Annotated in this window: 10 protein-coding genes; 5 read left to right on the forward strand and 5 right to left on the reverse strand. The window is 58.5% G+C overall.

Annotated features, from left to right (window positions below; translation table 11 throughout):
- Together VL547_RS21320 and VL547_RS21325 are read right to left on the reverse strand one after the other, a co-directional pair.
- Positions 1-233 (reverse strand): hypothetical protein (locus tag VL547_RS21320; protein ID WP_325581783.1); only part of this gene is annotated, 233 nt, incomplete at its 3' end.
- Between the two features lie 3 nt (positions 234-236).
- The gene (locus tag VL547_RS21325; protein ID WP_325581785.1) at positions 237-491 is read right to left on the reverse strand and encodes a short-chain dehydrogenase; all 255 of its coding nucleotides are present in this window, start codon (positions 489-491) and stop codon (positions 237-239) included.
- 45 nt (positions 492-536) lie between these two features.
- On the opposite strand from VL547_RS21325, the gene VL547_RS21330 reads away from it, so the two are divergent.
- The 4 genes from VL547_RS21330 (at position 537) to VL547_RS21345 (ending at position 4,307) form a co-directional block, all read left to right on the forward strand.
- On the forward strand, positions 537-803 hold the full coding sequence (locus VL547_RS21330) for a hypothetical protein (protein WP_325581787.1): 267 nt from the start codon (positions 537-539) through the stop codon (positions 801-803).
- A 224-nt stretch (positions 804-1,027) separates the two neighbouring features.
- On the forward strand, positions 1,028-2,578 hold the full coding sequence (locus tag VL547_RS21335; RefSeq protein WP_325581788.1) for a S41 family peptidase: 1,551 nt from the start codon (positions 1,028-1,030) through the stop codon (positions 2,576-2,578).
- A complete protein-coding gene (locus tag VL547_RS21340) occupies positions 2,575-3,612 on the forward strand; it encodes a sensor histidine kinase (RefSeq protein WP_325581789.1) in 1,038 nt (345 codons plus the stop codon). Before VL547_RS21335 ends, VL547_RS21340 begins: the two co-directional genes overlap by 4 nt.
- Complete coding sequence (locus tag VL547_RS21345) at positions 3,609-4,307, forward strand: LytTR family DNA-binding domain-containing protein (RefSeq protein WP_325581790.1); 699 nt, start codon at positions 3,609-3,611, stop codon at positions 4,305-4,307. The genes VL547_RS21340 and VL547_RS21345 overlap by 4 nt, the downstream gene beginning before the upstream one ends.
- A gap of 3 nt (positions 4,308-4,310) precedes the next feature.
- Here the strand turns inward: VL547_RS21345 and VL547_RS21350 are convergent, their stop codons facing one another.
- On the reverse strand, positions 4,311-5,525 hold the full coding sequence (locus VL547_RS21350) for a glycoside hydrolase family 99-like domain-containing protein (protein WP_325581792.1): 1,215 nt from the start codon (positions 5,523-5,525) through the stop codon (positions 4,311-4,313).
- A gap of 73 nt (positions 5,526-5,598) precedes the next feature.
- Between VL547_RS21350 and VL547_RS21355 the strand changes: the two genes are divergently transcribed.
- Positions 5,599-7,161, forward strand: a complete 1,563-nt coding sequence (locus VL547_RS21355; protein ID WP_325581794.1) for a Na+/H+ antiporter — start codon at positions 5,599-5,601, stop codon at positions 7,159-7,161.
- Here VL547_RS21355 and VL547_RS21360 read toward each other — a convergent pair.
- Positions 7,154-7,375 (reverse strand): hypothetical protein, encoded by a 222-nt coding sequence (locus VL547_RS21360; protein ID WP_325581796.1) that lies wholly within the window; start codon positions 7,373-7,375, stop codon positions 7,154-7,156. The genes VL547_RS21355 and VL547_RS21360 overlap by 8 nt on opposite strands.
- A gap of 82 nt (positions 7,376-7,457) precedes the next feature.
- The coding region (locus tag VL547_RS21365; RefSeq protein WP_325581798.1) for a T9SS type A sorting domain-containing protein at positions 7,458-7,963 on the reverse strand (506 nt) is incomplete at its 5' end.

Raw genomic sequence — 7,963 nt, forward strand, 5'->3', positions numbered from 1 at the left:
ACCGATATCTCGCTCTTCGCGTTAATCGGTAGCTTGTTGCGAATGAGCGCCTCGATCTTTTGCGCCTCGGCGACCGAAACGCCGGCGAGGGATTTGCAAAACGAATTGATGATAAAAAGCACCTGCTCCCCGTTGAATGGATCGAACGTCCGGCGAGTCGGGCTTCCGCTATAGACAGCGCCGGGCGCCCAGTCGTAGTCCTTGTGGGCGAGGTCGTTTTTTGAGTAGAGCATTGGCTATTTGCTTGAGATCTTCGAGAAGTCAAGGCCGTTGAAAACCCTCGCGTGGCTGAGGCTTTTGGTGCGGTTATAGTCGTCCAGGTGCGTGGACATCACGACCCGCCAAAGGTTCTTTTTCTTCAAATCCTCGAACTCTGGCGATGGAATAAAGACGCCTTCGACGTCTTTCCGGGTCCTAAAAGATATGGTCACTGATACGAATGCCCCTTCAGGGTGCGCGTCTAAGAATTTTTCGATCTGTTGTATGGTCATTGAATGTATTGATGATTGACAATTATAAAGCCTACCTTCGTCGATATGAATAAACAAGTGACGGGTATCGACTTGCTGAAAAAGAACCTGGACAAGGTGGAGGAAAAATTCATGACTTTTTTCCAGCAACACGAACCGAGATGGCCTTCGGAAACGCGCGATTACATGCGTAATCACCATCAAAGCCTTACTCGCTTTACGCCTTCCAATGTTACCCTCGAAAAGCTCCAGTTCACCGATTTTCCCGAGGAAATCCTCGAACAAATCGGCCTTGCGTTCGAAGCTTTCAAAAGAAGCGAGGAATATACTTAATACCCTGAAACGTTTTCCGGATTGCGTTTGAAAGTAGGGGAATGCTAAAGGTACGTTTAAATCGGCGGAAAACGGCGGTTGGGAAATAATAACCCATGGCAGTCAGCGCCCCCTGTCACATTCCTGGGATGATCTACCGGCTTTCGTCTCCCCAAACGCCCCTTTCGTGTACTTAGTTTCCCCATGGTAACGGCCCCGCCTATTTTGCCCGGAAATAGACGATCATGAAAAAGTTCCTCCTGGCCGCCGCCCTTCTGGCCGTCGCGGGCAGTACACGATCCCAATCCGATACCGCCGGACTTGCGCTCCTGGGCAGGGTCTGGGGGTTTATGAAATACCATTCCCCCGCCGTCGCTTCCGGCAGGATCTCCTGGGACTCCGCGTTGCTGGGGTTCCTGCCGGCTTACCGACGCCTCACGAGCCGGAAAGAGAAGAACGACAGTCTGCAGGCATTCATCGACCGCGCGGGGGGTATGCCGGTTGGCGACAGCGTCGCCGGTCCAAACTACTACATCGGGTTTCAGCCGGACGACGGCGCCAACATCCTCCTGTTCCGGCACGAGGCCGCCTATCCGGCGATCCGCTATCCCGACAGCAGCTATGGTCTGCTTTGTCTCTTCCGGCTTTGGAACGCGATCGAGTACTGGTATCCCTATAAATACGGTCTGAAAACGGCGTGGCCGGAAGTCCTTCGGGAGTTCATCCCGCGGATGAGCGTCGAAAAGGATTTTACCACCTACACCCACGACGTCGCGGAGCTGCTTGCCCGGATCGACGATACGCATGGCTACCTGGGTTGGATGCGGGACACCGTGGTCAACGGGGGCTATATCCGGCCGTTCACGCTGCAGTATGTGGGCCGGTGGGTGGTGAGCTCGGTCGACGGCAAAACGGCCCTTCAACCCGGCGACATAGTCGACAGCATCGACGGGGAATCGGCCACCGCGCTTTCCGGGCGGTTGGCGACGGAGTGCCCGGCGTCGAATGCGGCCTCGCGGATGATCAAGCTGGGCCTGCCCATGGTCAGGAGCCACCTGAAAGAAAGCCGCCTGACGATTCGAAGAAAGGGCGTCCGCGTACAGCTGGTCGTGCCCAACGCACACCCCGCCGCTCCAGCGGCGGTCGATTGGAACCCTGCCTGGTTCCCTTATCCAAGGGACACCGCGTACGCCCTGTTAAAAGGGAACGTCCTCTACCTCAACATGGCCCTCCTCAACCGGAACGACAGCGCCCGCTGGAAACCCCTGATTGACGGCAGCCGCGCGCTGATCATCGACACCCGCCGCAACGCCGACGAACAAAACTTCACCAACGCGGGGGATATTTTACTCGAAATGACCCTTCCCGTGCATACGCCGTTCTGCCGGTTCAAAACCGCGGTGCCATCAAGACCCGGCGCATTCCATCTCCTGCCGCCGACCGACCAGGGCCTCCCCCATGCCGCCTCCCCCTACAAGGGCAGGATCGCCGTACTTATCGACGGTAACAGCACCAGTATCGGCGAATTTATGGCCATGGCCTTCCGGGCGGTACCGGGGGCCCGGTTGGTGGGGAGCGCCACCGCCGGGGCCGACGGGAATGTCGCCCTCCTGGTCCTGCCCGGCGGCGGTCTTGCGCAGTTCACCGGTCTGGGCGTGTACTACCCCGACGGCCGGGAGACCCAGCGGGTGGGCATCCAACCGGACATCGCCGCGACCGTCACCCTTGACGACTTTCTCCGGAAACGGGACCTTGCGCTGGAAAAAGCTTTACTATATTTAAACGGTAAACCATGAGCGGACTGCGTCTCCATAAGCGATTCTACCGGCTAAACCTGGCGGTGTGGAGCGGCATCTACGTGCTGTTCCTGGGGGCGCAATGGGCGGTGTCAAAGGGACAGCGGATCGACTACCATCCTTTTGAGCAGACCACGGTGACGTTGGCGGTCGCGATGGTCATTTTCTACGGAAACTTCTTCCTCTGCAACGCCCTTTTTGTCCGGCGGAAGGTCTGGTACTGGCTGAGCCTGGCGGGGATGACGGCGCTGTTCATGGCCGTTATGCGGTGGGTGCTGTATGGGTACGATACAGGCCATCACTACACGAGCTCGCAGCTTTTTACGTTTACGTTTTCGCTGTCCATGTATTTCGTATTCCTGGTGTTGTTGTCCGGCTTTTACTGGTCGACCATCTTTGCGGCGCAGCAAATGCGGGCCACGGCCGCCATCCAGCTGGAGCTGCAAAAGATGGCCACCGAAAAGATAGCGGCGGAGAAGAAATTCCTGCAGTCCCAGGTAAACCCGCACTTCCTGCACAACACCCTGAACTTCCTGTACGCCAAATCGCTCAGGGGCGCCCCGGAATTGTCGGACGGGATCATGACCCTGTCCAATATCATGAAATATGCGCTCCACCAGAATGGCGACTTCGTCCCGCTGGCGGACGAGGTGACACACCTCGAAAACGTCATCCATATCCACCAGCTGCGTTTCGCGGGGCGGTTGCAGATCGATTTTTTGCTGGAGGGCGACATGGAGGGTGTCGGGATACTGCCGTTCGTGCTGATCACGTTTGTCGAGAATGCCCTCAAGCACGGGGACATGGAAAACAGGGACCATCCCATCCGCATCCACCTTCGTTGTGACGGGGCTATCTTTTTCTCGGTGGTTAACCGCAGACGCGAAGGGCCGAAGCAACTGGGGACCGGCATCGGGCTCGAAAACGTCACCAACCGGTTGAGAGGAGCCTATGGCGCCAATTACAGCCTCGACATTACCGACGGCCCCCAGCTATTCAAAGCGGTTTTGACTATAAAACCCCCTGACGCATGATCAACTGCCTGGTCGTCGACGACGAGCCCCATGCCAGCGAAGTGCTGGAACACTATATCGGGCAAACCGCCCAGCTGCGGCACGTCGCCAGCTGCACCAGCCCCCTGCGGGCGCTGGAGCTGCTGCGGCAACACCCCATCGATTGTATATTCCTGGACATCCATATGCCTGAGATGACCGGGCTCGACTTTATCCGTACCATCCGGAATACATACAAGGTGGTGTTGTGCACCGCCTACCCGGAGTATGCCCTCGATGGGTTCGAGCTGGATGTGGTGGACTATCTCGTCAAGCCGATCCCGCTCCCCCGGTTTATGCGGACGGTGGAGAAGCTCACGTCGCTGGTGCCCGTGGCGGATGATTTCATCCTCGTGCGGACCGGGGTGCGCGGGAACATGCTGAAGATCGACGTCGACGACATCCGCTACGTGGAGGCGAGAAAGAACTATGTCGACATCCACCACAAGGGTGGACATACGCTGGCGTTGCTGCCGCTCAAAGACCTGGAGGAGCGGCTGCCGGCCGATGCTTTCATGCGCATCCAGAAATCATGTATCGTGGCCATACGGGAGATCACCGCCATCGAAGGGAACGAGGTGCGGTTGCACGATGGCGCGACGCGCATACTCGTAGGGGAATCTTATAGGGCGAGGTTCTTTGCAGCGATGAAGGGGAGGGTGCTGGGGAGGGGCTAGGGATTATGGAAACACCGCCTTTATTGCCTTCAGGTATCCGTCACCGTACTTCTTTTCCGGCAGGAGAAAGCTCCCTTCCGTCCATTCGTTCCAGGCGTTGATGACTACAATTTTGTGCTTCGGGTTGTATTTGTCCAAAAATGCCCTGGCCTCCCGTAGCTGCGATTCGAACGCCTGTGGCGTGGTGCCGGCGAAGACCGGGGTCCACGGATAGTCGTGGGGAGCGAACCGGTCGCTTTGCATACAGCGCGGACTGGCGTCCCATCCCATGGAGATGTTTGGGGTATACAACACGTCAGGGTATCTTGCGACGAAGTCGTACCAGTATTTCTTCATATCCGCAAACGGCTTTTCGACCGGGACCGTTGGAAAACCGTCCCTGCCGACGCCGTTGTAGTGGTGGATGTAGCAATAGGTCGAAACGCTTTCGGCAGAGAGGGAGTTTAGCAGAGCCTGGACGTCGGCGGGGCGCGCCGGTCCGGCGATCTGGCGGAGAAACCCGGGGTTGAGCATCCAGCTCATGATGTTAAGATGCACCCCGGGGAAACCGGCGGCCCGGGTTTTGGCGTCTAGTAGGGCGATAGCCTTCCGTGCGCTGTCGGTCCCGCCGAGCCCGTTGATAAAGGTGACGATCTCATAGATGGAAAAATAGGGCTTCCCGTCGATCAGCCAGTAGTTGGGCTGTTTGAAGTAGTGGTTTACGATGTACGTGGAAATCGTATCCCACAACCCCATCGACACCTCGCCCTGCGTGAGCGCCACGCGGTGGTTGTCGAACGTGGCCGGCTGGATATTCAGCCAGTCGTGGTTGGCCCACATGATGGCAAACTTCAGGCGGTTGCGGTTGGGGGCCTTCAGAAAACCCTTCTCCAGTCCTTCCTGGAGGTATTGCCCGGTGTTGCTGTACCAGTACCAGTCGTAGATAAAACAATCGATCCCGTTGTCGGCGGCGAGGTCGATTTCCTTTGCCGCCCATGCGGGGTCCGCTTCGTTGAAATAACCCCACGTAGGGACCTTCGGTTGCTCGTGACCGGGGAATCGGGGTTTGGCCGCTTTTACGACGTCCCATTCGGTCCAACCGGCGCCGTGCCATTTGGCGTTGATGCTGTCGGGGTGGTAATTCGGGAAATAATAGACGGCTACCTGGTAGTCACGGTGTTGGGCGTTCGTCGTCAGCGATGCCAGCAATAGCAAGGATATAGCGATATGGCGGGGCATATGCTAATATAGCGAGTTGGCGACAGGACGCTGTCCTGGGCTTTCCCGTTTGGAAAATCCGTATATTGACTGTATGCACACCATTCTTCCTTTCTTACTCGCGATGATAGCCGCCGTGGTGCTACTGGAAATGTGGGCGGCCAGGTTGCGGATCGCCTACCCGATTCTATTGGTGGTGGCTGGGCTGCTGATCAGTTTTATACCGGGGCTGCCGGCGGTCAAGGTCGACCCGGACCTCATTTTCTTCATATTCCTGCCGCCGTTGCTGTTCGAGGCGTCCTGGACGGTTTCCTTTAAGGAAATGCTCAAGTGGTGGCGGATCATCAGCAGCTTTGCCTTCCTGGTCGTGTTTTTTACGGCGCTGTCGGTCGCGGTCGTGGCCAACCATTACCTGCCGGGTTTTTCGCTGGCGCTCGGCTTCCTGCTGGGGGGCATCGTGTCGCCGCCGGATGCGGTGAGCACGGGGGCCATCACGGAATTCGTAAAAATCCCCCGGGCGACGTCCGCCATCCTGGAGGGGGAAAGCCTGCTGAACGACGCGTCGTCGCTCATTATATTCCGGTTTGCCCTGGTGGCGGTGGGAACCGGGCAGTTCTTTTGGCAACAGGCGGCGGGCACCTTCGTATGGATGATCATCGGGGGCGCCGGGATCGGGTTGCTGCTGGCCTGGTTCTTCGTGCAGGCGCATAAACGGCTGCCGACGACCGCCTCGTCCGATATCGCGCTGACGCTGATCGAACCCTACCTGATGTATTGGCTGGCGGAACGGCTCCACTGTTCGGGCGTCCTGGCGGTGGTAAGCGGCGGTTTGTTTATGTCCGCCAGGCGGCTCACCTTTCTGAGCAGCTCCAGCCGGCTATCGGGGTACAGCGTATGGGATAGCCTGGTGTTTATCCTTAACGGGATCGTCTTCCTTATCATCGGCCTGGAGCTTCCGGAAATCGTAGAGGGCTTACGGAGCCAGGGGACACCGTTGCATACCGCCATAGGCTATGGCGTACTGATCACCGGCGTGCTGATTGCGGCGCGGATCATCAGCTCCTACGTGGCGATGGTGGCGACGTTTATTTTCCGCCCGAGCGTGGCGCCCAGGCTCAGGAACCGGGCGTTCCTGACGCCGCTGTTGCTGGGGTGGACGGGGATGCGCGGGGTCGTATCGCTGGCCGCCGCGTTGGCCATACCGGTCGCGCTGGACGATGGGAGGCCGTTCCCGCACCGGAACCTCATCCTGTTCATCACCTTTATCGTCATCCTCCTGACCCTCGTGGTACAGGGGCTGACGCTCCCGTTCCTCATAAGGCGGTTTCGGCCGTTCGACGGTTTGGCAACGGATGACCGGGACCGGGATATCCTGGTAAAGATCAGGGACGACCTGAAAAACCATACGCACGATTTCCTGGCTTCCCGGGTAGACCCCGAGCATAGGGAAAAGCTGCTCAAAATGTGGGAAGAGCGATCGAAGACGACGGAAGGCAGCGGTATGGACGAAAAGAAAAAAGCCCTCTTCCTGGAGCTGCTCGATAGCCAGCGACGGTTCCTGAGCGAGCTCAACAGCGACCCCGATATAGATGAAGGGGTTATCCGGGCGCAGTTGTATCGGATTGACCTGGAGGAGGAGAGGTTGAAGGTTAATTGACGCCCTTTTTCCTCCCCGCAACCAACACCACCACGCCGGCGATGAGCACCACCCCACCCGCGTACGGCGGCCAGTTTACGTTCTTCTGGCGGTCTGCCGTCACCTGGACCGGGCCGGCGTCGATGACTTTTTCGCGTTTGGTGTAGGTGAATCCCGACCAGATCAGCATGGCGACGCCGATGACCACGAGGATGAGTCCGATAGTCTTTTGCATACTACTATCAGGAAAAATCCGTGCCAATTGCGGCGCCTCGGGCAGCCGCGCAAAGAGCGCCACGCAAAGTGCGCCGCCGCCGCTACCTAACCACCAAAACCTTCTCCACCCGCACGCTCCCATCCGAAAACACCATCCGCAAGAAATACAGGCCGGGTATAAAGTCCGCGCGCAAGGTGGCGGAGCCGGAGGCGACGGCCACGGAAACGCGTGAGACGGGGCGACCGCGCTCGTCGAACCATTCGGCGGTGAACGAGGAGATGGTGGCGGGGATGCCGCTGACAGTGACGGGTCCGGTGGTGGGATTCGGGTAAACAGACAGCGAGGGCGAGGACGAAAACGTCACCATATCCACGCTGGAATACGTGGACGTGCCGTCGGTGTGCGTCTGCCGGAGGCGGTAGTAGCTGGTCCCCGGTAACGGGTGCGGGTCGTAGGTCAGGTATTGCAACGGCGTGGCGCTGTTGCCGCCGGGGGCCTGGGAGCCGACGGCGCAAACGGAGTCGAAGGTGGCGCCGTCGCGGCTGCGCTCTACCGTAAAGTATTTGTCCCCGTCCTCCGAGCTGGTCTCCCAGTTCAGGGCTACCT

This window comes from Dinghuibacter sp. (assembly GCF_035492835.1).
Taxonomy (GTDB): domain Bacteria; phylum Bacteroidota; class Bacteroidia; order Chitinophagales; family Chitinophagaceae; genus Dinghuibacter.